Annotated in this window: 22 protein-coding genes; 14 read left to right on the forward strand and 8 right to left on the reverse strand. The window is 72.8% G+C overall.

Going from position 1 to position 21,827, the window contains the following annotated elements; genetic code table 11:
- The first annotated feature begins 277 nt into the window (after positions 1-277).
- The 5 genes from ACZ6CV_RS18855 to ACZ6CV_RS18875 all read left to right on the forward strand — a co-directional run bounded on the left by ACZ6CV_RS18855 (position 278) and on the right by ACZ6CV_RS18875 (position 5,929).
- Entirely contained in the window at positions 278-1,171 is an 894-nt protein-coding gene (locus ACZ6CV_RS18855) for an SIS domain-containing protein (protein WP_469251884.1), read from the forward strand.
- Between the two features lie 668 nt (positions 1,172-1,839).
- The gene (locus ACZ6CV_RS18860; protein WP_469251885.1) at positions 1,840-2,817 is read left to right on the forward strand and encodes an ROK family protein; all 978 of its coding nucleotides are present in this window, start codon (positions 1,840-1,842) and stop codon (positions 2,815-2,817) included.
- Positions 2,817-3,956 (forward strand): N-acetylglucosamine-6-phosphate deacetylase, encoded by a 1,140-nt coding sequence (gene nagA / locus ACZ6CV_RS18865; RefSeq protein ID WP_469251886.1) that lies wholly within the window; start codon positions 2,817-2,819, stop codon positions 3,954-3,956. The genes ACZ6CV_RS18860 and nagA overlap by 1 nt, the downstream gene beginning before the upstream one ends.
- Before the next feature lie 154 nt (positions 3,957-4,110).
- On the forward strand, positions 4,111-5,046 hold the full coding sequence (locus tag ACZ6CV_RS18870; RefSeq protein WP_469251887.1) for a 1-phosphofructokinase family hexose kinase: 936 nt from the start codon (positions 4,111-4,113) through the stop codon (positions 5,044-5,046).
- A 34-nt stretch (positions 5,047-5,080) separates the two neighbouring features.
- Positions 5,081-5,929 (forward strand): class II fructose-bisphosphate aldolase, encoded by an 849-nt coding sequence (locus ACZ6CV_RS18875; RefSeq protein ID WP_469251888.1) that lies wholly within the window; start codon positions 5,081-5,083, stop codon positions 5,927-5,929.
- Between the two features lie 18 nt (positions 5,930-5,947).
- On the opposite strand, the gene ACZ6CV_RS18880 is transcribed toward ACZ6CV_RS18875, so the two are convergent.
- Together ACZ6CV_RS18880 and cdgB are read right to left on the reverse strand one after the other, a co-directional pair.
- A complete protein-coding gene (locus ACZ6CV_RS18880; protein ID WP_469251889.1) occupies positions 5,948-6,970 on the reverse strand; it encodes a carbohydrate-binding protein in 1,023 nt (340 codons plus the stop codon).
- Between the two features lie 88 nt (positions 6,971-7,058).
- The gene (gene cdgB / locus ACZ6CV_RS18885) at positions 7,059-8,564 is read right to left on the reverse strand and encodes a diguanylate cyclase CdgB (RefSeq protein ID WP_469251890.1); all 1,506 of its coding nucleotides are present in this window, start codon (positions 8,562-8,564) and stop codon (positions 7,059-7,061) included.
- A 496-nt stretch (positions 8,565-9,060) separates the two neighbouring features.
- Between cdgB and ACZ6CV_RS18890 the strand changes: the two genes are divergently transcribed.
- Positions 9,061-9,552 (forward strand): flavin reductase family protein, encoded by a 492-nt coding sequence (locus tag ACZ6CV_RS18890; protein ID WP_469252024.1) that lies wholly within the window; start codon positions 9,061-9,063, stop codon positions 9,550-9,552.
- A 163-nt stretch (positions 9,553-9,715) separates the two neighbouring features.
- On the opposite strand, the gene arfB is transcribed toward ACZ6CV_RS18890, so the two are convergent.
- Positions 9,716-10,144, reverse strand: a complete 429-nt coding sequence (arfB, locus tag ACZ6CV_RS18895; RefSeq protein WP_469251891.1) for an alternative ribosome rescue aminoacyl-tRNA hydrolase ArfB — start codon at positions 10,142-10,144, stop codon at positions 9,716-9,718.
- 234 nt (positions 10,145-10,378) lie between these two features.
- Here arfB and ACZ6CV_RS18900 point away from each other — a divergent pair, with 234 nt between their 5' ends.
- The gene (locus tag ACZ6CV_RS18900; RefSeq protein ID WP_125513572.1) at positions 10,379-10,954 is read left to right on the forward strand and encodes a TerD family protein; all 576 of its coding nucleotides are present in this window, start codon (positions 10,379-10,381) and stop codon (positions 10,952-10,954) included.
- A gap of 87 nt (positions 10,955-11,041) precedes the next feature.
- Here ACZ6CV_RS18900 and ACZ6CV_RS18905 read toward each other — a convergent pair whose 3' ends face one another.
- Both ACZ6CV_RS18905 and ACZ6CV_RS18910 read right to left on the reverse strand, forming a co-directional pair.
- Positions 11,042-11,239, reverse strand: coding sequence for a DUF397 domain-containing protein (locus ACZ6CV_RS18905; RefSeq protein WP_469251892.1), 198 nt, complete (start codon positions 11,237-11,239; stop codon positions 11,042-11,044).
- Between the two features lie 9 nt (positions 11,240-11,248).
- Entirely contained in the window at positions 11,249-12,100 is an 852-nt protein-coding gene (locus ACZ6CV_RS18910) for a helix-turn-helix domain-containing protein (RefSeq protein WP_469251893.1), read from the reverse strand.
- A gap of 236 nt (positions 12,101-12,336) precedes the next feature.
- On the opposite strand from ACZ6CV_RS18910, the gene ACZ6CV_RS18915 reads away from it, so the two are divergent.
- From ACZ6CV_RS18915 to ACZ6CV_RS18930, 4 genes are all read left to right on the forward strand, one after another.
- The gene (locus ACZ6CV_RS18915; RefSeq protein WP_469251894.1) at positions 12,337-12,807 is read left to right on the forward strand and encodes an ATP-binding protein; all 471 of its coding nucleotides are present in this window, start codon (positions 12,337-12,339) and stop codon (positions 12,805-12,807) included.
- A gap of 45 nt (positions 12,808-12,852) precedes the next feature.
- Positions 12,853-13,221: a PadR family transcriptional regulator gene (locus tag ACZ6CV_RS18920; protein WP_469251895.1), complete on the forward strand. Its 369-nt coding sequence runs from the start codon at positions 12,853-12,855 to the stop codon at positions 13,219-13,221.
- Positions 13,199-14,290 carry a hypothetical protein gene (locus ACZ6CV_RS18925; protein WP_469251896.1) on the forward strand — a complete coding sequence of 364 codons (1,092 nt, stop codon included), beginning with the start codon at positions 13,199-13,201 and terminating at the stop codon, positions 14,288-14,290. The genes ACZ6CV_RS18920 and ACZ6CV_RS18925 overlap by 23 nt, the downstream gene beginning before the upstream one ends.
- Before the next feature lie 401 nt (positions 14,291-14,691).
- The gene (locus ACZ6CV_RS18930; protein WP_469251897.1) at positions 14,692-15,201 is read left to right on the forward strand and encodes a GNAT family N-acetyltransferase; all 510 of its coding nucleotides are present in this window, start codon (positions 14,692-14,694) and stop codon (positions 15,199-15,201) included.
- Positions 15,202-15,285: 84 nt separating this feature from the next.
- On the opposite strand, the gene ACZ6CV_RS18935 is transcribed toward ACZ6CV_RS18930, so the two are convergent.
- The 3 genes from ACZ6CV_RS18935 to ACZ6CV_RS18945 form a co-directional block, all read right to left on the reverse strand.
- Positions 15,286-16,719 carry a M1 family metallopeptidase gene (locus ACZ6CV_RS18935; RefSeq protein WP_469251898.1) on the reverse strand — a complete coding sequence of 478 codons (1,434 nt, stop codon included), beginning with the start codon at positions 16,717-16,719 and terminating at the stop codon, positions 15,286-15,288.
- 377 nt (positions 16,720-17,096) lie between these two features.
- Positions 17,097-17,717 (reverse strand): ankyrin repeat domain-containing protein, encoded by a 621-nt coding sequence (locus tag ACZ6CV_RS18940; RefSeq protein WP_469251899.1) that lies wholly within the window; start codon positions 17,715-17,717, stop codon positions 17,097-17,099.
- A 107-nt stretch (positions 17,718-17,824) separates the two neighbouring features.
- Positions 17,825-18,382, reverse strand: a complete 558-nt coding sequence (locus tag ACZ6CV_RS18945) for a GlcG/HbpS family heme-binding protein (protein WP_469251900.1) — start codon at positions 18,380-18,382, stop codon at positions 17,825-17,827.
- Between the two features lie 286 nt (positions 18,383-18,668).
- Here ACZ6CV_RS18945 and ACZ6CV_RS18950 point away from each other — a divergent pair, with 286 nt between their 5' ends.
- The 3 genes from ACZ6CV_RS18950 (at position 18,669) to ACZ6CV_RS18960 (ending at position 21,305) form a co-directional block, all read left to right on the forward strand.
- Complete coding sequence (locus tag ACZ6CV_RS18950) at positions 18,669-19,979, forward strand: sensor histidine kinase (protein WP_469251901.1); 1,311 nt, start codon at positions 18,669-18,671, stop codon at positions 19,977-19,979.
- Complete coding sequence (locus ACZ6CV_RS18955; protein WP_469251902.1) at positions 19,976-20,635, forward strand: response regulator; 660 nt, start codon at positions 19,976-19,978, stop codon at positions 20,633-20,635. The genes ACZ6CV_RS18950 and ACZ6CV_RS18955 overlap by 4 nt, the downstream gene beginning before the upstream one ends.
- A gap of 169 nt (positions 20,636-20,804) precedes the next feature.
- A complete protein-coding gene (locus tag ACZ6CV_RS18960; RefSeq protein WP_469251903.1) occupies positions 20,805-21,305 on the forward strand; it encodes a hypothetical protein in 501 nt (166 codons plus the stop codon).
- The last annotated feature ends 522 nt before the right edge of the window (positions 21,306-21,827 follow it).

A 21,827-nucleotide genomic window follows, 5' to 3' on the forward strand; every position in this document is an offset into this window, starting at 1 on the left:
CACCCTCATTGCTTCCACGTCCCGGGGCGTCTTCGCCCCCATGCCCTTGAACTGCGAGTTTCCCCCGAGTCCGGACACAAGGTCTACACCACCCGAGTATCACTTGTGCAACGGCCTCCGCAGGTGCCCCCGCAGGCGGCTCCACGGGCGCCTCCGCGGGGTGGCTCCGCGGGGCTGATCATTGCCGTGCGCGGGCGGCGACTGCTATGCACGTGTCGGCACAGCTCAGCGAAACCCCGCACCAGTCCAGCCCCGCACTGACGAGGAGCCTCGGCGCATGTCGCGTACCGCAGCAGAAATAGCAACCCAGCCCGCCTGCTGGAACCGGGCGGTGGAGGCGGCCGCCACCTTCGAGGGGCTGCCGAGGACGGGTGAGCGAGTCGCCGTCACCGGGTGCGGGACGTCGTGGTTCATGGCCATCGCGTACGCGGCGCTGCGGGAGGCCGCGGGCCTCGGCGAGACGGACGCCTTCGCCTCCTCGGAGTTCCCGGCGGGGCGCACGTACGACCGGGTCGTGGCGATCACCCGGTCCGGTACGACGACGGAGGTCCTGGAGCTGCTCGGGCAGCTGAAGGGGAAGGCGCCGACGGTCGCGCTGACCGCCGACCCCAAGACCCCGGTCATGGACGCGGCGGACGCGGTGGCCGTCCTGGACTGGGCCGACGAGGAGTCGGTGGTCCAGACCCGCTTCGCCACGACGGCGCTCGCCTTCCTGCGGGCCGGGCTCGGCGACATCCCCGGCGTGAAGTCGGTGGCCGAGGCGGCCGTCGACGCGGAGCTCGCGGTGACGGAACCGCTGCCGGCGTCGGTGGTGGGCGCCGAGCAGTGGACGTTCCTGGGGCGCGGCTGGACGTACGGGCTCGCGCTGGAGGCGGCCCTGAAGATGCGCGAGGCGGCGGGGGCGTGGACGGAGTCCTACCCGGCGATGGAGTACCGGCACGGCCCGATCTCCATCACCGGCCCCGGCCGGGTGACGTGGATGTTCGGTGTGCTGCCGGAGGGGCTCGCGGGTGACGTGGCCCGGGTGGGCGGCGAGCTGGTGGCCCGCCAGGAGGCGGACCCGCTGGCGGAGCTGATCCGGGCGCAGCGGCTCGCGGTGGCGCTTGCGGAGTCCCGCGGCTACGACCCGGACCGCCCCCGCAACCTCACGCGCAGCGTGATCCTCCCGTAGGCCCGGGCAGGCCCCCCCAGGCGGGCCCTCACCTTGGGCGGGGCGGGGTCTCGCCCGGGGGGCGGGGCTGGGGCCTTCGGCCCAGAACCGCCGCTGCGCGGCGGGCACCTCCCACCCACCCACCCGTTCACCCCGCACCGAACCGCTGGGCAAAACCCCACCCGAGCCGGGGCTCTCCACACCGGCGACGCCCGCCGGAACACACCCACCCCAGACCGCCGCTGCGCGGCGGATGCCTCCCACCCACCCACCCGTTCACCCCGCACCGAACCGCCAGGCCACCCCCCACCCCGAGCCGAAGCTCCGCCCGACGGCTCAACTGGCGGCAGACCCGGACGACACGCCCCTACCCCCACCACACGGCGCGGGGCAAACGGGTGGGCGGGTGGGAAAAACCCGCCGCGCAGCGGCGGAGCAGGCCACGTCCCGGAACGCGCCGGACAACCACACGTCCGACAGACGACACCCCGCCCACCACACGGCGCGGGGCAAACGGGTGGGCGGGTGGGAGAAGCCCGCCGCGCAGCGGCGGGACCAGCACCCCGCCCCCACCGGGCGGAACCACGAACACGCACCCCGCCCCGCAAGGGGCCCACAGCACCCCGCCCCCGTACAAGAAGCCGAAGTGGACTAGACCTTTCCAGGGGGAACGCGCGAGACTGTCCCCCGTGAGACACGTCATCGCCCTCGATGTGGGCGGCACCGGAATGAAGGCCGCCCTGGTAGGGGCGGACGGCACGCTGCTGTACGAGGCGCGCCGCCCCACCGGCCGCGACCGGGGCCCCGACGCCGTCGTCGAGTCCATCCTCGACTTCGCCGCGGACCTGCGCGCCCACGGCACCGCCCGCTTCGGCGAACCCGCCGCCGCGGCCGGCGTCGCCGTCCCCGGCATCGTCGACGCCGAGCGCGGCATCGCCGTGTACGCAGCGAACCTCGGCTGGAGCGACGTCCCGCTCCGCGACCTCCTCAGCACCCGCCTGGAAGGCGTCCCCGTGGCCCTCGGCCACGACGTCCGCACGGGCGGCCTCGCCGAGGGCCGCATCGGCGCGGGCAAGGGCGCCGACCGCTTCCTCTTCGTACCGCTCGGCACCGGCATCGCCGGCGCCATCGGCATCGGCGGCGCCATCGAGCCCGGCGCCCACGGCTCGGCCGGCGAGATCGGCCACATCGTCGTGCGCCCCGGCGGCCCACCCTGCGGCTGCGGTCAGCGCGGCTGCCTGGAGCGCCTCGCCTCCGCCTCCGCCGTGAGCAAGGCCTGGGCCGAGGCGAGCGGCGACCCGCAGGCGGACGCCGCGGACTGCGCGAAGGCCGTGGAGTCCGGCGACCCGCGGGCCCGCACGGTCTGGCAGGACGCCGTCGACGCCCTCGCCGACGGCCTGCTCACCGCCCTCACTCTGCTGGACCCGCACACGCTGATCATCGGTGGCGGTCTCGCGGAGGCGGGGGAAACGTTGTTCACGCCGCTGCGGGCGGCCGTCGCGGCGCGCGTCGTCCAGTTCCAGACGCTGCCCGACATCGTCCCCGCGGCCCTCGGCGACACCGCCGGGTGCCTGGGCGCGGGCCTGCTCGCCTGGGACCTCGTCGACCGGAGAACCGGCGACCGGAACACCGACCCCACGACCGACCCCACGGAGGTAGCCACCTGATGGCCACTAGCAAGGTTCTCGCCGGTGCACAGGTGGTCCTGCCCACCGGGACCCTCACCAACGGCCGAGTGATCGTCGACGGCACCCGCATCGCGGGCAGCGCGCCCGCGGACGCCGAGACCGTCGATCTCACCGGCCACTGGGTGGTCCCCGGCTTCGTCGACCTGCACAACCACGGCGGCGGCGGCGCGTCCTTCACCTCCGGCACCGTCGAGGACGTCCTGAAGGGCGTGCACACGCACCGCCTGCACGGCACCACCACCGTCGTCGCCTCGACCGTCACCGGCGAGATGGACTTCCTCGTCGAGCGCGCCGGGGTGCTCTCCGAACTCGCCGAGCAGGGCGACATCGCCGGCATCCACTTCGAGGGCCCGTTCATCTCCCCGTGCCGCAAGGGCGCGCACAGCGAGGGCCTGCTCCGCCACCCCGACCCCGCCGACGTCCGCAAGCTGATCGACGCGGCCCGCGGCCAGGCCAGGATGTGCACGCTCGCCACCGAGCTGCCGGGCGGCCTCGACTCCGTACGGCTCCTCGCCGAGCACGGCGTCATCGCGGCGATCGGCCACACCGACGCGACGTACGAGCAGACGGTGGCCGCGATCGACGCGGGCGCCACCGTCGCCACGCACCTGTTCAACGCCATGCCGGGCCTCGGCCACCGCGACCCGGGCCCGATCGCCGCGCTCCTGGAGGACGAGCGGATCACCGTCGAGCTGATCAACGACGGCACCCACCTCCACCCGGCCGCCTTCGAGCTGGCCTTCCACCACGCGGGCGCGGACCGCGTCGCGCTGATCACCGACGCGATGGACGCGGCCGGCTTCGGCGACGGCCGCTACATGCTCGGCCCGCTGGAGGTCGAGGTGAAGGACAGCGTGGCGCGGCTCGTCGAGGGCGACTCCATCGCGGGCTCGACCCTCACCCAGGACCGCGCGTTCAAGCGCTCGGTGACCGTCGACGGGCTGTCCGTCGAGGACACCGTCCGCGCCGTCTCCGCCAACCCGGCCCGGCTCCTCGGGATGTACGACCGGGTGGGCTCCCTGGAGCCCGGCAAGGACGCCGACCTGGTCGTCCTGGACGCCTCGTTCGACGTCAAGGGCGTGCTGCGCAAGGGCGAATGGGTGATTGCGCCCGTTTGACCCCCGCTGCCCCCTGCGGACCTCTGCTCATCCCCCCTGAACAGAAGGCGGTTGGCCCTCACCTCTGGGCCAACCGCCTTCTGTTTGGCATGATCAGAACCCGGGAAACGCCGACGGCACGCGCGTACGAACAGGTACTTCGGGGGTGGTACGAGTGATCCTCACCGTCACGTTGAACACCGCCCTCGACCTCACCTACCGCGTCCCCGCGCTCACCCCGCACGCCTCGCACCGCGTCACCGAGGTGACCGAACGCCCCGGCGGCAAGGGCCTGAACGTCGCCCGCGTGCTCGCCGCCCTCGGCCACGACGTGACGGTCACCGGTTTCGCCGGCGGCGACACCGGTCGCCTCCTGCACGAGCGGCTCGCGGACGACCCCCGCCTCACCGATGCGCTCGCCCCGGTCGCCGGCGCCACCCGCCGCACCCTCGCCGTGGTCGACGCGGCGAGCGGCGACACCACCCAGCTCAACGAACCGGGCCCGACCGTCACGCCCGCCGAATGGGCCGCCTTCCTGGACGCCTACGAGGAGCTGGTGCACCGCGCCGACCTGGCCGCGGTCGCCCTCTGCGGCAGCCTGCCGCCCGGCGTCCCCGTCGGGGCGTACGCGCTCCTCGTACGGGCCGCACGCGCCGCCCGCGTCCCGGTCCTGCTCGACACCAGCGGGGAGCCGCTGCGCCGCGGGGTCGCCGCACGCCCCGACATCGTCAAGCCCAACGCCGACGAGCTCGCCGAGCTGACCGGCTCCCACGAGCCGGAGCGGGCCACCCGGGACGCCCGCCGCAGGGGCGCGCACACCGTGGTGGCCTCGCTCGGCGCCGACGGGCTCCTCGCCGTGACGCCGGACGGCGGCTGGCGGGCGCGCCCGCCGTCCCGGGTGCGCGGCAACCCGACCGGCGCCGGCGACTCGGCGGTGGCGGGGCTGCTGTCCGCCCTCGCCGAGGGGCTGCCGTGGCCGGACCGCCTGGCCCGCGCGGTCGCCCTGTCGGCGGCGACGGTGGTGGCGCCGGTGGCGGGCGAGTTCGACCGCTCCACGTACGAAGATCTGCTGCCTCGTGTCGCGGTGACCCGGCAGGTCACCGCGGCCTGAACCTCCGCACCGCCTAGAGCAATTGGGGAGAACCGTGCCACTGGTCAGCACCGGCGAACTCGTCGCGGAGGCCCGCGCCGCGGGTCACGGCGTCGCCGCGTTCAACGTCATCACGCTGGAGCACGCTGAGGCGGTGGCGCTGGGCGCGGAGCGGGCCGGGCTCCCCGCGATCCTGCAGATATCGGAGAACGCCGTGAAGTTCCACGGCGGCCGGCTCGCCCCGATCGCGGCGGCGAGCGCCGCGGTGGCCCGCGCCTCCTCGGCCCGGCTCTCCCTCCACCTCGACCACGTGACGGACGTCGACCTGCTGCGGGCCGCGCATCCGGAGGGCTTCAGCTCGGTGATGTTCGACGCGTCGAAGCTGACGTACGACGAGAACGTCAAGGCGACGGCGGACGCGGCGCGTTGGGGCCACGAGCGCGGCATCTGGGTGGAGGCGGAGCTCGGCCAGGTGGGCGGCAAGGAGGGCGAGGCGCCGCTGGACGCGCACGCGCCGGGGGTGCGCACGGACCCGGCGGAGGCGGCCGCGTACGTCGCGGGGACGGGCGTGGACGCCCTCGCGGTGGCGGTGGGCTCCTCGCACGCGATGACGGAGCGCACGGCGGCCCTGGACCACGAGTTGATCGGCGCGCTCGCCGCGGCCGTGCCCGTCCCGCTGGTGCTGCACGGCTCAAGTGGCGTACCGGACGAGGAGATCCGCCGGGCCATCGCCGCCGGCATGGTGAAGATCAACGTCGGCACGGCCCTCAACACGGCGTTCACCGGCGAGGTCCGCGGCTACCTGGCCGCCCACGCGACGGGCGTCGACCCCCGCAAGTACCTCGCCCCGGCCCGCGAGGCGATGGCCGGGACGGTGGCGGGTTTCCTGGGGCTCCTGAAGTAACCCTCAGGAGCCCGGTCGCTAGCCCTGGTCGCCGTTCACGAGCCACATCTGGTCGATGTTGGCGCCGGTCGTCCCGCACAGGTCGCTCTGCGCGCAGGTGAGCGAGATGGTGTTGGTGCCCTTGGTGAGCTGGACCACCGCCCAGGTGTTGGTCCAGCCCTTCTCCCAGTCGCCCTCGTCCGCGTGCGCGAAGTTCTTCATGTTCAGCGGGCGGGTCTGCTTCTTGCCGTTGACGAGGATGGTGGCGTTGGAGTCCTTGCCGGGCACCCCGTAGTTCACCCGGAGGCTGTACGAGCCGTTCTTGGGGATGCCGTTGACGGTCCACGTCACCTGCGCGCCGACCTTGTCGAACCCGGCCACGTAGGTCCCGCCGTCCGCCTTGGCGCCGTCGACGTCGGACGCCGTCGTCGTGCCGCCGTCCAGCTTCAGGGCCTTCGCGTCGGTCTTGGGCAGGTCGGCCTTCTTCGCGGGCTTCTTGCTCGGCTTCTCGCTCGGCTCGACGGACGAGGCCTGCGACGGCTTGCCGCCGGCGTTCGTGCCCTCGCTCTTGTCGTCGTCGTTGCCGAAGATCACGGCGGCGCCGATGCCGAGCCCGACGACCGCCACCACGGAGGCCGCCGCGATCAGCAGCCCCTTGGTGTTCGGCCCCCGGCCCCGGCCGCCTCCGCCGCCCGCGGGCGCGTACTGGGGGGAGGCGACGGGAACGCCGCCGGGCTGCGCCTCGGGCGCGGTGTAGTGGGCGTTCGGCCGGCCGTAGCCCTGCTGGGGCTGCTGCTGCGGCGGGACCTGCTGGCCGTACGCCTGCTGCTGCCCGTACGCCTGCTGGCCGCCGTAGGTCTGCTGCTGCCCGTAGGAGGGACGGCGGTCGCCGACCGCTCTGACCTGGTTGTACGAGGAGCGGGGCCCGGGGTACCCGTAGCCACCCCCGCCGCTGGGCGGGGTCGCTCCGGCCGCCTGTCCGTCCTCGTACAGGTAGCCGAACGGATCGTCGTCGCCCTGCGGCGCGCTCGGCGTGTTCTCGCCGTTATTGCCGGGCGTCATTCCCAGGTCACTCCCTCATATCGCTGACGCCCGGGAGCCTACCCGGTCCGAGTGAGCCCAAGGGGTGGCGTTGACCTCATCCGGACCGCTATCCGGCCCTGCGGTGCTGCTTGGCACGCGAGCGTTTCTCCACGTACATCCGCTGGTCGGCGGAGTGCAACACTTCGTCCGCCGACATCCCGCAGTGCGCCCAGCCGATGCCGAAACTCGCCCCCACCCGGACCGCCCTGCCGTCGACGCGGATCGGCGGGATGATCGCGTTCCGCAGCCGGACCGCGAGGTCCTGGGCGTCGGCCCGGCCGAGCCCGTCGGCGAGCACCACGAACTCGTCGCCGCCGAGCCGCGCCACGGTGTCCCCGTCCCGCACCCCGTTGGTGAGGCGGCGGGCGACCTCGATGAGGACGGCGTCGCCGGTGTGGTGCCCGAACCTGTCGTTGATCGACTTGAAGCCGTCGAGGTCGCAGAAGAGGACGGCGAGACCCTTGGTGCCGTCGTCCACGTCGTTCTCCCCGCCCTCGGGGGCGACGGTGTGGACGTGGTGGTCGAAGCCGTCGTCCGCCCGGTGCGCGGCGGGCCCGAAGTCGAAGCCGTGTTCGTAGGCGGCATCGAGGGAGTCGACGGCGCTGGGCTGGCCGGCGTGCGGCCTGCGACAGAGGCGGGCGCTGAGCCGGGCGCGCAGCTCCGCGGAGTTGGGCAGGCCGGTGAGCGAGTCGTGCGAGGCGCGGTGGGCGAGCTGGAGCTCGGCGCGGCCGCCCTCGGCGGAGGTGCGCAGCAGGGTGCCGATGTCCTCGGGGTGGACGAGGTCGGAGAAGGAGTAGCGCCGCATCGCGGACGCGGGCCTGCCGAGCAGCCGGCAGAGCGCGTCGTTGGTGCGCAGGATCCGCCCGTGCTGGTCACCGCCCATCTCGGCGATGGCCATGCCGGAGGGCGCGTACTCGAAGGCCTGCCGGAAGGACTCCTCGCTGGCCCGCAGTGCCTGCTGCTCGCGCTCCAGGCGGACCAGGGCGCGCTGCATGTTGGCGCGCAGGCGGGCGTTGCTGATGGCGATGGCGGCCTGGAAGGCGTACATCTGCAGGGCCTCGCGGCCCCAGGCGCCGGGCCTGCGGCCGTTGCGGGGCCGGTCCACGGAGATCACGCCGAGCAGTTCGCCGCCAGCCGCGCCGGTCGCGTACATGGGGGCGAAGAGGCGGTCCGAGGGGTGCCACTCGTCCTCGAAGCGGGGCTCGGGGCCCTCGGTGTACCACTGCGGGACGTCGTCGTCGTCGAGGACCCAGCCCTCGGTGTACGAGATGAAGCGCAGCGCGCCCCACGCCTCGCCCATGGCGAGCCGGCGCTCCCAGGCGTCCCGGGAGCCGACGCGGCCGGTGATGAGCGCCTCGGCGGAGGAGTTGCCCGCGAAGGCGGCGACGACGAGGTCGCCGTCCGGGCGCACGAGATTGACGCACGCCAGTTCATAGCCAAGGCCGTTGACGATGCCGTCGGCGACGGTCTGCAGCGTGTCCGCCAGGCTCCGGGCCGTGTTCAGCTCCGCTACCACCTGGTGCAGCTGCCGCAGGGTCGCAAGACGGACGTACGGCTCCGACTCGGTCTCCATGCTCGTTCTCCCCGAGACCTCGACAGCAACTCCAGGATGCGCAGCGCCCGCAGTGATCTTTCGCCCGTGCTCTTCGTGGCAGTGGCTCTTCCGTGCCCTCTTGTGCCTTTGGTGCCCTCAGTGTCTTATTGCCACCGTCACTGAATCACAGCGAGCTGCTCACTCGGTACACAGGGTCAACAAAATATGGGTCCTGTGACTCAAGTCACAGGTGGGGCACCGCCGTTGGTCCAGTCCCTTGGACTAGTCCTCCGGCGAAACGGCTCCGCACGGCACTGAGTGCCACACGCTGCGTGACGGCCACCCGGGCGCGCGCCTCGGCCCCGGGTCCTAGGACCGTTCTGGGCCCAGCGGCCGATGTTTCGGCGGGGGCGCACGGGCTAGCGTCGACGGTGTGGCTCACGTACTGAAGACTCTCCCGGCCCCGCTTTCCCCTCGTCATCCCGCGCCGCACGGGCATGCTGATGGGGTGAGCAACGACGAGTTCCGCGCGGCGATGTCCCGGCTGGCGGCGGGCGTGGTCCTGGTGACGGCGCGCGAGCCCGGCCTGGACCCGGACGACCCGGGCGCGCCCGCGGGCGAGGACGTGGGCATGACGGCCACGGCCTTCCTCTCCGTCTCCCTCGACCCGCCGCTGGTCATGGTGAGCCTGCGCGAGGGCTCCCGCATGGACGACCTGCTCGCCGAGCAGCCGCTGTGGGCGGTGTCGGTGCTCGCCGAGAGCCAGCGGCACATCGCGGGCCGCTTCGCGATGAAGGGCCGCATCAGCGACCGTCTCCTCTTCGAGGACATCCCCTACGTACGGGGGGCGGCGTCGGGCGCCCCGCTGGTCGGCGGCGCGCTGTCGACGCTGGAGTGCCGCACGGAACAGACGGTGACGGCGGGCGACCACACGCTGGTGATCGGCCGCGTGCTGACTGCGTCGCTGCCCAGTTCCGACGGTGGCCCCCTGACGTACTTCCGAGGCAAGTACCGCCAGCTCGGCTAGCCCCGTCAGGGGGCGGGGGTGACAGCGCCCCGTCAGGGGCGCGGGGAACTGCGCGCTCAGCGCGCGACGAGCCGCAGCCGCGTCTGCCGGGATCCCAGCAGGCGCGACTGCGGCTTTTCCGTGCTTGCTCGCGCAGTTCCCCGCGCCCCTGGCGGAGACGGGGCTAGCCCCAACCCTGTCCCGAGCGCCCCCGCTTGGTCTCGCTGCGCGCCTTCTTGTTGCGCAGGCGCCGTTCGTTGATGCCGCGAGGAATCTTCGTGGCGCGGCGCGGCTTGGGCGGCGGGGCGGTGGCCTCGGCGAGCAGGGAGGCGAGCCGGGTGGCGGCCATCTCCCTGTTCCGCCACTGCGACCGGTGCTCGCTCGCCCGTACGCTGACGACGCCGTCGACGAGCCGCGGGGCGAGACGCTCCAGCGCGCGCCGCTTCCACATCTCGGGGAGCGCGTCGGTGTTCGCAAGGTCGAACCGGAGCTCGACCTGGGAGTCACTGGTGTTGACGTGCTGCCCGCCCGGCCCGGAGGATCGCGAGAAACGCCACATGAGCTCGGCCTCCGGCAGGGAGACCGAACCGCGGATGACATGGGGACCGGACATGCCCCCATGGTCGCGCGCCTGTCGGGCTCACGTCACGCCCTTTTCGCGGACCCGGGCAAAGACCCGTACAAAGACCCCTGCAAAGACCCGGGTAAAGAAAGTAAAGCCGAGTGGAACCTTGGGGACCCTGGTCGGCGTTGGTACGAGTGAAGGTAGCTTCGTCCCCAGTACGAAGCCCGTACGCACCGCCCGCGCAGGGCGGAGCGTCGTAAACGAGGGAAGGGACTCCCAACAATGGCAGTAAGCCTGTCCAAGGGTGGCAACGTCTCGCTCACCAAGGAGGCTCCGGGCCTGACCGCCGTCACCGTGGGGCTCGGCTGGGACGTCCGCACCACCACCGGCACCGACTTCGACCTGGACGCCTCCGCGATCGCGGTGAACACCCAGGGCAAGGTCTTCTCGGACCAGCACTTCGTCTTCTTCAACAACAAGGCGACGCCGGACCAGACCATCGTCCACACCGGTGACAACGTCACGGGCCAGGGCGAGGGCGACGACGAGCAGATCAACGTCAACCTCGAGGGCCTGCCCGCCGACATCGAGAAGATCGTCTTCCCGGTCTCGATCTACGACGCGGAGAACCGCTCGCAGAACTTCGGCCAGGTGCGGAACGCCTTCATCCGCATCATCAACCAGGCCGGCGGCACGGAAATCGCGCGCTACGACCTCTCCGAGGACGCCGCGACGGAGACCGCCATGGTCTTCGGCGAGCTGTACCGCAACGGCGCGGAGTGGAAGTTCCGCGCGGTGGGCCAGGGCTACGCGTCGGGCCTGGTCGGCATCGCGCAGGACTTCGGCGTCAACGTCTGAGACGACGTGACCGCCTGATCCACCCGGAAGGCCCCGGCCAGCGACCGCTGGCCGGGGCCTTCTGGCGTCCGCGCCGGGGGCCGCCCCTCAGGGGCCCGACCCTTGGCGTCCGGCGGGGGTCTTACAGGCGCGTATCAGGGCGGCGAGGGCCTTGGGGGTGGCGGTGAGGGTGTCGTCGGGGGTTTCGCTTTCGCGGAGCGCGATGTGGGGGTCGTGCGGGGCGAGTTCGAGGCAGTCTTCGGCGTCGACTCCGGAGTAGGACGACTTCTGCCACAGCGTTCGCATACGTGCCTCTCAGAGTTCTTTGGCGATCCGATGGATGAGCTGGTGGGACTCTCGCCGGCTCAGAGCTGCGCGTTCCGCGGTGACGAGCAAGTTGCCGAACCTCTTGATGTCGCCCTCGGCGGTGATGGTGATGCCGCCGACAGGGGTGTCCAAGTGCACGGTGTCGAGTTGCGGAACCACCCCTTCGGCATACAACAGGGAGTGCGCCGCTTCGATGAAGTCCTCGCACGTGAACGGGATCACCCGCACCGTCACGGCGGGCCACTGAGCGACTTCCAGCAAGTACTCCAGCTGTCCCCTGGTGACCTGGCGCCCGCCGTAGCGCATACGCAGCGCCGCTTCGTGGACGAACGCCACGAACGGCGTTGGCCTGCCGCCCTCCAGAACGCGCCGCCTGCGCAGTCGGAACTCGACGCGGCGGTCCACTTCGTCGGGCGCCAACGTAGGGGTATGGCTGTTGTGAATCGCTCGCACGTACTCCTCGGTCTGGAGGATGCCGGGCATGTTCATGGTCTGCACGCTGCTGAGAGCCAGGGCGTGATGCTCGAGTTCAGCAATGTTCAGGAAGCCGGGACCGAGTACGCCCCGGTACTCCTCCCACCATCCCTTGATCCGCTCCTCCGCCATGGAGCAGAGGGCATCGACCAACTTGCCGTCCGTCGCGGAGTAGAGGCTCGCCAGCCGTCGTACCCGCTCCGCGCTGACACCCCAACGTCCTGCCTCGATATGGCTGATCTGCGCCTGATTGCCGCCGAGCAGATCTCCGGCCTCACGCGCGGCCATGCCTGCCGCCTCGCGAAGTCTGCGCAGTTCCGCCCCCAGCCGGGCCTGCCGCGCCGTGGGGTTCCTCCGAGGTGGCATCCATCTCCCTCCCGTCCGACGGCCAAGTCTGCCGGGTGCCCGTCGGCCTGTGCGCCCGACCCACCCACACGAGTGGTGTTTGCGGCACATCCATGTGACGGCACATGGATGCGCCCTACCGTCGTTCACGACAGCGCACGGAGCGTCAGTAAAACCGCAGAGCAGTCGCCGCCCCAGGCGACCGGGCCACGGCGACGCGCCGCGTAACGCCACTACGCCTCCCGGGAGTTGGTCCGATGACCGAACAACCGAACGCAGCAGGACAGACCTACCACCTCACCACCCCCAACACCCCCCTCTCCCCCAAGATCTGCCGCGACACCCTCACCCTCCTCCTCGCCGCCAACGGTCGCTCCGAACTCGCCGACACCGCCCGCACCCTCGTCTCCGAAGTCGTCACCAACGCCGTCACGCACACCGCCTCGCCGACCATCGGCATGGAGGCGTGCGTGCTGGCCGACGGTGGGGTCCGGGTCTGCGTGTACGACGACTGCCGCGCCGAGCCCCTCGCCGCGCTCGACGTCTCGCGGGACAGCGAGCACGGGCGCGGACTGTTCCTCGTACAGGCCCTCGCGCACGAGTGGGGGACCGCCCCGGCGCCGCGCCAGGTGCGGGCGGGCGGGGGCAAGCACGTGTGGTTCGAGCTGCGGCGGGAGGGGCGTTCGGGAAACGGGATTTACAGAGTCCCCACTATTCTGGATAATTGAATAGTCCGGCAGAACGAAGAGTCGAGCAGCGAGTGAGGGGGACCCATGGCCGAGTCGTCCGCCGTCTGGACCCGTGCCGTCCTGCCCCTCTGTCTGCTCGGCATCCTCGAATCCGAACCACGGAGTTACGGGTACGCCCTGCTCAGTCGACTCGGGGAAGCCGGGCTCCACGGGGTCAAGGCCGCGACCCTCTACCCCGCCCTCACGCGCCTCGAGGAAGAAGGCGCCGTCGAGGTCGAGTGGGGGGCCGGAGAGGGCGGGCCCGGACGCAAGTACTACCGGATCACCGCGGAGGGACGAGCGAGGTTGCGGCGTGACCAGGCCGCGTGGGGGGACTTCTCCCGGACCGTCGGCTCGCTCCTTCCGGCGACGGCGACGAAGGGGGATGACGATGAGCAGGACACGTACGCCTGAGCTCAGTTGGGCGCGCGAGGAGGACGAGGAGTGGGCCGACGCCGTCCTGGTGCGGCTGGTCCTCGACGAGGACGCGCCCGCTGGCTTCGCCGACGAGATGCTCGCCGAGGCCCACCAGCTCGTGGCCGAGGCGGGGCAGCCCGCGGCGGAGGTGCTCGGCGACCCCGCCGCGTACGCCCGTACCGTCGCAGCCGAGCGCGTCAGCGAGCGGTACCGGGCCCGGATCGACACCCGTGGCATGCGCCCCGGTGAGCGGGTCGCCGCGTCGTTCGGGACGCTCGGGTTCCTGTTGTTCGCCGTCTTCGGGCTGTACTGGATCCAGGACGGCCTGTGGGTGACGGTCGCCCCGTCCTCGCTCGCCGGTTTCGCCGGGATCGCCGGGGGCTCCTGCCTGGGGTGCCTCGCCTTCGTCGCCCGCTCCGCCGGGCTCTTGCGGGGCATGTGGGGGTTCCTGGCGGGGGCGGCCGCCGCGCTGATCGGCGGGATAGCCCTGGCCAGTACGCTCTCCGAGGACCGGCTGTTTCGCGTGCCCGCACCCGTCCTCATGCTGGCCGGCGTCGGCTGGGCCGTCGGCGCGTTTCTGCTCCCCGACACCCGTATCGACCGGTGGTTCGCGCCCGGACGCCGCGCGGGCGGCACCGAGGGCGGTCTCGACGACGAGCGGTGGCTGGCCCGTCTGGAGGGCCTGTTGCGCGGCCGGCACGGCATGAAGGCCGCCGAGGCCCGCGGGCATGTGCGGGAGGCGCGCCAGCATCTCGCCTCCGCGGAGGGATCCGCCGCGGGCGAGGAGGGGGCCGAGGACGTCTTCGGTGACGTCGAGATCTACGCGCTGCGTCTCTCGGAGGGCCCGCGCAGGCAGCAGCGCGTCACCCGCCAGAAGCTGTACGGCGCCCTCACCTCGGCGGTCGTCTTCGCAGTCCTCGGCGCCGACCGGCTGATCGACTCGGAGGGCCGGTCGATGGGCTGGGCCGCCGTCTACGCCGGCGCGTTCGGCTGCGCCGCTTGGACCGCGTTCGGCGAGTGGCGCAGTCTGCGCAAGCAGCGGGCGGGGGCGTCGGGCGGGGCGTGAGGGGGGAGCGCGTAGGTGCGGGGGGCGTGAGGCGCGGGGTGCGTTGAGGTCCGGGGCGCGGGTGCGTGAGGCGCGAGGCGCGTGAGGCGCGGGACGCGTGGTGGCTCGGGACGCATTGAGGTACGGGGCGCGGGACGCGCGAGGCGCGAGGCGGGAACGCCGTGAGGCGCGGGACGCGCGAGGCGCGAAGCGCAGAACGCCGTGAGGCGCGGGACGCGCGAGGCGGGAACGCCGTGAGGCGCGGGACGCGCGAGGCGCGAAGCGCGAGGCGCGGAACACCGTGAGGCGCGCGAGGCACGGGACGCGGGCGCGTGAGGTGCGGGGCGCGGGTGTCAGGGGTGAACCGCTTGGCGTGGGGTGGGGTACCGGGTCCGTGGGTCCCCGGGCCCTAGCCTGCCCCCATGATGCTCGAACCGCTCACCGCCGTCGACGGTGCCCTGCCCGGTCACCTCCTCACCGAGGTGACCGCGCTGTACGCGTCCAACCACGCGTTCTTCGCGCTCGGCGGCGACTTCCCCGACCCGGACGACATCCGCGTCGAGCAGGTCGCCAAGGCCCTCGCGGACGAACTCGCCCACCCCGACGCCGAGGTGCTCCTCGCGCGCTCCGGCGGCCGGCTCGTGGGGATCGCCGTCACGCTCGCCCGGCACCCCGACCCGGCCGACCCCGACCCGTGGATCGGGCTCCTGATGATCGACGCGGGACTGCACGGCACCGGCCTGGGGCGGGAGTTGGCGGGTCTCGTCGAGCAGCGCTTCCGGGACGCGGGGCGTGCGGCCGCGCGCCTCGCCGTCCTGGAGAACAACCCGGAGGCGATGCGCTTCTGGACCGCGCTCGGCTACCTCGTCATCGGGCACCGGGAGGACCGTGCGTTGCACCGGCCGTGCGCGGTCCTCCGTAAGGAGCTCTGAGGGGGCGAGGGCAGGGGGTGGTCGCAGGGGGGAGCCGCAGGGGGCGGCGGTGCGTATGAGGCGCCGTCTCGCTCCGAGGGGCCGTCAGCGATTCTCCGGCTTTCCGTCGCCGTACAGCCAGTCGCCCCAGATCCTGCGGACCTTCGCCCGCGCCTCGTCGCCGCCCGCGTGCTCCTCGACGTACTCGGTGAAGTCGCGGGTGTCCGCGTTCTTGTGCCGGTACGTCTTCGCCCAGCCCTGCACGATGTCGTAGAACGTGTCGTCCCCGACCGCCTGGCGGATCTTGTGGATGACCATCCCGCCGCGCTCGTACACGGGCGAGTCCGAGATGCTCGCGGCGTCGGTCGGCTTCGCGGGCGGGAACTCCCAGAGCGCCTCGTTGTCCTCGTCGTCCGCGAAGTACTCGCCGTCGTAGAGCGCGTCGAAGGTCTCCTGGGCGCTGTCGCCGTCGTTGTCCTCCTCGTACAGCCACTCCGCGTACGTGGCGAAGCCCTCGTTGAGCCACATGTCGCGCCACGACTTGGGCGTGACGGAGTCGCCGAACCACTGGTGGGCCAGCTCGTGGACGAGGAGTCCGGTGTTGAAGTCACTCGGGAACGTCGGCCGGGTCTGCGTCTCCAGGGCGTAGCCCACGTGCCCCGCGCGGTCGACGATCGCGCCGGTCGAGGAGAACGGGTAGGGCCCGAAGTTGTACTCCGACCACTCCAGGATGTCGGGCAGCTCGTCGAGGACCTTCTTGCTCGCCTTCGCCCGCGCGGTGTCGACGGCGGTGATGACCTGCATGCCGTCGTCGGTCGTCGACGTCTTCAGCTCGTACTTGCCGACGGCCACGGTCGCCAGATAGCTCGCCATCGGTTCGGCGCTGTGCCAGGCGAAGGTGGTGCGGCCGTTCTTGGTCGACTGGCGGGTCAACTCGCCGTTGGACACGGCCTTCAGGCCTTTGGGGACGGTGATCTCTATGTCGTACGAGGCCTTGTCGCTGGGGTGGTGGTTGCCCGGGAACCACGCCATGGAGCCGGTCGGCTCGCCCAGCGCGAGCGCGCCGTCGTCCGTCGGGAGCCAGCCCTCCTTGGAGCCGTCGTCGTCCGTGATGGTCTCCGGGGTGCCGGCGTAGCGGACCGTGGCGCGGAACGTCTCGCCCCGGTCGAGTTCGTCGGCCGGGCGGACCCGTAGTTCGTGGCCTGCCCGCTGGAAACGGGCCGCCTTGCCCTCGACGGTGATGTCCGAGACGTCCAGGCCCTTGAGGTCGAGGTTGAACGAGCTCAGGTTCTTGGTGGCGCGGGCCGTGATGTCGGCGGTGCCGGTGAGGTGCCGGGCGTCGGGGTCGTAGCCCAGGGTCAGGCCGTAGTGCGTCACGTCATAGCCGCCGTTGCCCAGTTTGGGGAAGTACGGGTCGCGTACGCCGTCGGCGCCCGGGGTGCCGTTCACCCCTGCGCCGCTGCAGGCTCCCAGGGCCGCGAGCAGGGCGAGGGAGCAGGTGACGGTGGCGGCTCGGGCGGCCGGAGATCGCAGGTCCACGCGATGATCTTATGCGGCAAATGTTCGGGGCGGGTTGGTATGGGGGGCTCTGGTGGGGGGCCTGTGAGACGGGCTGGTGCTTTTGGTTCCGTCTCACGGGTGCGGGGGCGTGGGCGTCTGCGCCTTCGGTTCGTTTGTGGGTGCGGGGCCGCGGGGGTATGTGCGTACTCGCTATCCACTGTTCGCCACGCCTCTTGAAGGGCGGGGCTACAGCGTGCTCGGTGCTCCGTGCGCACATACCCCCACGTCCCCTCCCGTCTCGTACGCGGGTGCGGGCCGGTGGGTTCCCGGAGCAGTCTTCACAGGGGCGCTGTGGCCAACGGGTTGTCCGGTGGCGGGAGTTGGCTTAGGGGGTCGCGCGCCTGTGCCGGGGGGGCTCACGTCGTGTCTCGTAGGAGGTGGCTGATCTCCGTGAAGCCGCGGCGTTGCGCGTGTGCGAGGGGGGTGACGCCGTCGCGGTCGGCGAGGTCCGGTGTCGCGCCCGCGGCGAGGAGCGCGCGGACCACCTCCTGGTGGGCGCGGCCGCCGTCGCCGAGGATGACGGCCTCCAACAGGGCGGTCCAGCCGAGGTCGTTGACGTGGTCGACGTCGATGTCGGTGACGCGCAGGACCTCTCGTACGTACGCGACGTGGCCGCGTTCCGACGCGGGGATCACGGAGACGCCGCCGAAGCGGTTGCGCAGCGTCATGTCGGGGCCCGCGGGGAGCAGGGCGTGCAGCATGGCGACGCTGCCCGTCACCCCGGTGACCAGCCAAGGGCTGTCGCACCGGTGGTCCTGCGCGTTGACGTCCGCGCCGGCTGCGACCAGTATCCGGGCCGCCTCCACGTGGTCGCCTGCGGCGGCGAGCAGCAGGGGTGAGCGCAGCTCGGTGTCCCGGGCCTCGACCCGCGCGCCCGCGTCGAGGGCGGCGGCCACCTCCGCGGCGTCCCCGGCCCGCGCGGCGTCGAGCAGCCGCTGGTCGGCGGAGGGGGTGGTGGGGTCGGGAGTGGGGGGCATGGGGTCTCCTCGTCGTACGGGGGCGTGCGGGCTTCCGCGCGGGCGGGCGCGGGAGCCGGGCCGGGGGTGGCACGATGCCCCGTGGCCCGGCCCCGCGGGGCGGTGGCTCAGCGGGCGAGTGCCGCCACGCCCGCCTTCGCGAACTTCTCGTCGAGGTCGCCGCTCGGGGCGCCCGCGACGCCGATGCCCGCGACGGGCGCACCCTTGGCGGTGACCGGTGCGCCGCCCGCGAGGAACAGCGTGCCGGGGATGTCCTTCAGGTTCGGCGTCTTCTCCAGGCGCCCGGCGAGCTCGGAGGTGGGCGCGTTCCAGGAGACGGCGGTGTACGCCTTCTTCTCGGCGGACTCGTACGACTGCGGGCCCGCGCCGTCCCCGCGCAGCGTGACAACGGTGTTGCCGTTGCGGTCGACGACGGCGACGGAGACCCGCTGGTTCTCCTTCGTCGCCGCGTCGAGGGTGGCCTGCGCGGCCTTGGTGGCGGCGGCGACGGTGAGGTGCGTCGACTGGGTGAGGTTCTTGTTGCCCGCGTCGGCGGTGACGGCGGCCTTGGTCGCGGCGTCGGGCGTGCCGGCGGTGGCGGAGACGGCACCGAAGGTACCGGCGCCGAGAACGGCGGCGGTGGCGGCGACGGTGAGGACTCGGGTGCGGCGGGAGAGCTTCTGCATCGGGGGCTCCAGGGTGGGGTGGTGTGATCGGTGGTGATCGGTGGTGGTCGCGGGAGAAGGGGCGAGCCGGAACCGTTCGCCTCTGTCCTCAAGCCTGGGGCCGCGAACGCCCCGCACCCCTCGACGTACCGGCTCGCTGCCGCGCGCGACTCGGTCGACACGGGGGTCAACCGATCGGTTGACCCCCTCCTGGCCACGACGGGCCACAATGAAGGTGTTTGCCCAGTTCAGCGGCGCGGCGGCGCGACCGCCGGCGAGAGACGGCCGTACGAGAAGGAGGCGCCCCGTGGGACAGCGCACGCCGGACCCGGCCCCCCGGCCTCCGTACACCGACACCCGCACGCCGCCCGTCGACGCCCGGACTCCGGACCTCGCCCTCCCCGCGCCGGACCCCGACGCCCGCTGGCTCGCGGCCGTCATGCACGCGACGTTCTACCTGCTCCTGGCCACCTCGCTGGCCCGCTTCCTGCTGCGTCACCCCGGCGGTGCGCGCGCCCCGTGGATCATCGCGCTCGTCGCCGTCCTCGCCGTCCTCTACGCCCTGCCGCCCCTGGCAGCCGCGGTCCGGGGCCACCGGCGGAAGGGACCCGGGCCCCGCCCGGCACTCGACGCGCGCCCCACCCCCCGCCGGCTCACCTGGCTGGCGCTGGTCGTCGCGGTCTGGCTGGTCCTCGTCGTGCTCGCGCCGAGCTTCGGGTGGTGCGCGGTCCCGCTCTTCTACACCGGCCTTCGGACGCTGCCGCCGCGCGCGGCCCTCGCCCTGGTGGCCGTGCTGACCGCCTGCGTCGTCGCCTCGCAGCTGCGGCTCGCGGGCCGTTTCGACCCGGATCTGATCCTCGGCCCGCCCGCCGTCTCGGCGATCGCCACGGCCGTCTTCCTCCACATGAAGCGCCAGGCGGTCCGGCAGCGCGAACTGATCGACGACCTCGTCCGCACCCGCCGCGAACTGGCCGCCATCGAACGGCGCGAGGGCACGCTCGCCGAGCGCCAGCGTCTGTCCATGGAGATCCACGACACCCTCGCGCAGGGCCTGTCCAGCCAGCAGATGCTGCTGCAGGCGGCCGACCGGGTGTGGGACGTGGACCCGGCGAAGGCCCGTACCCATGTCCGTACCGCCGAGTCGATCACCGAGCGCGGGCTCGCCGAGGCCCGCCGCTTCGTGCACGACCTGGCCCCCGCCGACCTCGCGGACGGCGGCGGTGTCGTCGAGGCGCTGCGGGCACTCGCGGAGCGCGAGTCGGGCGCGGGCCTCACCGTCCGCTTCCACGCGGAGGGCCCGGTGGTGCCGCTGCCCGACCGGGTCGGCTCGGCGCTGCTGCGCATCGCGCAGGGCGCGCTGGCCAACGTACGGGAGCACGCGCACGCCACCACGGCCGCGCTGACCCTGACCCTCCTGGACGACCAGGTGGTCCTGGACGTCGCCGACGACGGCCGCGGTTTCCCGCCGGGGGGCGTACGGGAGCGGCAGGAGGTACGGGGACACGGTCTGCCCGCGATCCGGGCGCGGGCCGGGCAGCTCGGCGGCACACTGACGATCGAGTCGGCGCCGGGCGAAGGCGCGGTCCTGTCCGTATCGATCCCGCTGGAGCCACAGTGACGAACGCCCACGCCGCGTCCTCTCACCTCGACCGTGTGGTGCGGCTGCTGGTCTGTGACGACCACGTGGTCGTGCGCGCGGGTCTGCTCGCCCTGCTCGGCAGCGCGCCCGGCATCGAGGTGGTCGGCGAGGCCGGCACCGGCGAGGAGGCGGTCGCGCTCGCCGCGAAGCGGACGCCGGACGTGGTCCTGATGGACCTCCAGCTGGGCGAGGGCATCGACGGCGTGGAGGCCACCCGCCGCATCACGGCGGCGTCCCCCGCCCCGCACGTCCTGGTCCTCACCACCTACGACACGGACGCGGACATCACGCGGGCGATCGAGGCGGGCGCGACGGGCTACCTCCTCAAGGCGGAGCGCCCCGAGGAACTCTTCGCCGCGATCCACGCGGCGTCGCAGGGCCGCACGACGCTCTCGCCGCCGGTGGCCTCCCGCGTCATGGCCCGCATGCGGGCCCCGCACCCCACGCTCACCGACCGCGAACGCGACATCCTGGGCCAGCTCTCCCGCGGCCTCGGCAACCGCGAGATCGCCCGCGCCCTGTTCATCAGCGAGGCCACGGTGAAGACGCACCTGGGCCGGATCTACGACAAGTTGGGCGTGGACACGCGGGCGGGGGCGGTGGCGGTGGCGAAGGAGCAGCGGCTCTTGTCTTGAGGGGTGGCGGGGTGGCGGGGCGGCGCGCTGGCGCGGTGGCGTTCCAGCGCAGCGGCGCTCCGGCGCACCGGGTCCCGGCCGCCCCGCCCCGTACCGGTCATCGCCGCCCCGCCCTCCTCTCGCTCTCCGCCGGGGAGGGTGTGCGCCGGACCATGACACCATCGACCCCGTGCTCGACATCGGCTACGCGCTCTCCGCCCGCTTCCCTGACCCCCCTCAGCTGGACTACAGCCGTGCGGACGTCCACACGCTGCGGCACGACCTCTTCTGCGGGGACGTGTACCTGGCCGACACGAAGGCGGACCGGGAGCTGTCCACAGCCTGGGGATGGGTTCCCGTCCTGGACTTCGCGTGGGCGCTGTGCGACATCGTGGAGACGCTGGACAAGGACCCGCTCGGGAGCCGGGCGTCCCGTCCCCAGTACGCGGAGCTCGACTTCACGGAGTCGACGGACCGCATGCTGTTCGCCCGCCGTTTCGGCTGGGTGGACATCGAGGCGGACTGGATGGACGCGGAGGAGGCGCCGCTGTCCTTCTCCCACGCGGAGTTGCGGCGCGAGGCGCGCGACTTCCTCCACGACGTCGTGGCCGACCTCACGGACCTCCACGACAGCCTGGCGGACAACCCGGCCCTGTGGTCCCTGCTGTCCCGCTTCCCTCGCGTCCGGTAGGCCCGGGGGCCTGGGGGGTACGGGGAGGGGTTCGGGGTGGGGTTGCGGGCGCCGTCCCCCTGAGCACCCACAGGCCCGCCGCTCCGCGGCGGAGGGGCCGGGTGGGGGGGCTCCCCCGTCTCCCCCTGCGGCCTCAAACAGTCCCGCCGCTCCGCGGCGGATGCTCCCCACCCACCCACCCGTTTACCCCGCGACGTAGGGCGGGGGTAGGGGCGGGTGGGCGGGCCCACCCCGCGACGTGCAGCTGAGGTCGGGGCGGGTGGGCTTACCCCGTGCCGTGTGGCCGGTGTGGGGTGGGTGGGTCCACACCGTGACGTGCGGCTGGCGTGAGGGGGTGGGTGGGTACGCCCGCGACCTGCGGCGGGAGTAAGGGCGGGTGGCTTACTCGCGACGTGCGACCGGCGTAGGGGCGGGTGGGCTTACCCACGACGTGCGACCGGCGTAGGGGCGGGTGGGCTTACCCACGACGTGCGACCGGCGTAGGGGCGGGTGGGCTTACCCACGACGTGCGACCGGCGTAGG

The sequence above is a fragment of the Streptomyces sp. NPDC041713 genome (assembly GCF_055591085.1).

Bases quoted from the DNA above. Each gene is read 5' to 3' on its own strand.
- ACZ6CV_RS18855 (WP_469251884.1), top strand. From the start codon at position 278: ATGTCGCGTACCGCAGCAGAAATAGCAACCCAGCCCGCCTGCTGGAAC.
- nagA (WP_469251886.1), top strand. From the start codon at position 2,817: ATGGCCACTAGCAAGGTTCTCGCCGGTGCACAGGTGGTCCTGCCCACC.
- ACZ6CV_RS18880 (WP_469251889.1), bottom strand. From the start codon at position 6,970: ATGACGCCCGGCAATAACGGCGAGAACACGCCGAGCGCGCCGCAGGGC.
- cdgB (WP_469251890.1), bottom strand. From the start codon at position 8,564: ATGGAGACCGAGTCGGAGCCGTACGTCCGTCTTGCGACCCTGCGGCAG.
- ACZ6CV_RS18890 (WP_469252024.1), top strand. From the start codon at position 9,061: ATGTCCCGGCTGGCGGCGGGCGTGGTCCTGGTGACGGCGCGCGAGCCC.
- arfB (WP_469251891.1), bottom strand. From the start codon at position 10,144: ATGTCCGGTCCCCATGTCATCCGCGGTTCGGTCTCCCTGCCGGAGGCC.
- ACZ6CV_RS18900 (WP_125513572.1), top strand. From the start codon at position 10,379: ATGGCAGTAAGCCTGTCCAAGGGTGGCAACGTCTCGCTCACCAAGGAG.
- ACZ6CV_RS18905 (WP_469251892.1), bottom strand. From the start codon at position 11,239: ATGCGAACGCTGTGGCAGAAGTCGTCCTACTCCGGAGTCGACGCCGAA.
- ACZ6CV_RS18910 (WP_469251893.1), bottom strand. From the start codon at position 12,100: ATGCCACCTCGGAGGAACCCCACGGCGCGGCAGGCCCGGCTGGGGGCG.
- ACZ6CV_RS18915 (WP_469251894.1), top strand. From the start codon at position 12,337: ATGACCGAACAACCGAACGCAGCAGGACAGACCTACCACCTCACCACC.
- ACZ6CV_RS18920 (WP_469251895.1), top strand. From the start codon at position 12,853: ATGGCCGAGTCGTCCGCCGTCTGGACCCGTGCCGTCCTGCCCCTCTGT.
- ACZ6CV_RS18925 (WP_469251896.1), top strand. From the start codon at position 13,199: ATGAGCAGGACACGTACGCCTGAGCTCAGTTGGGCGCGCGAGGAGGAC.
- ACZ6CV_RS18930 (WP_469251897.1), top strand. From the start codon at position 14,692: ATGATGCTCGAACCGCTCACCGCCGTCGACGGTGCCCTGCCCGGTCAC.
- ACZ6CV_RS18940 (WP_469251899.1), bottom strand. From the start codon at position 17,717: ATGCCCCCCACTCCCGACCCCACCACCCCCTCCGCCGACCAGCGGCTG.
- ACZ6CV_RS18945 (WP_469251900.1), bottom strand. From the start codon at position 18,382: ATGCAGAAGCTCTCCCGCCGCACCCGAGTCCTCACCGTCGCCGCCACC.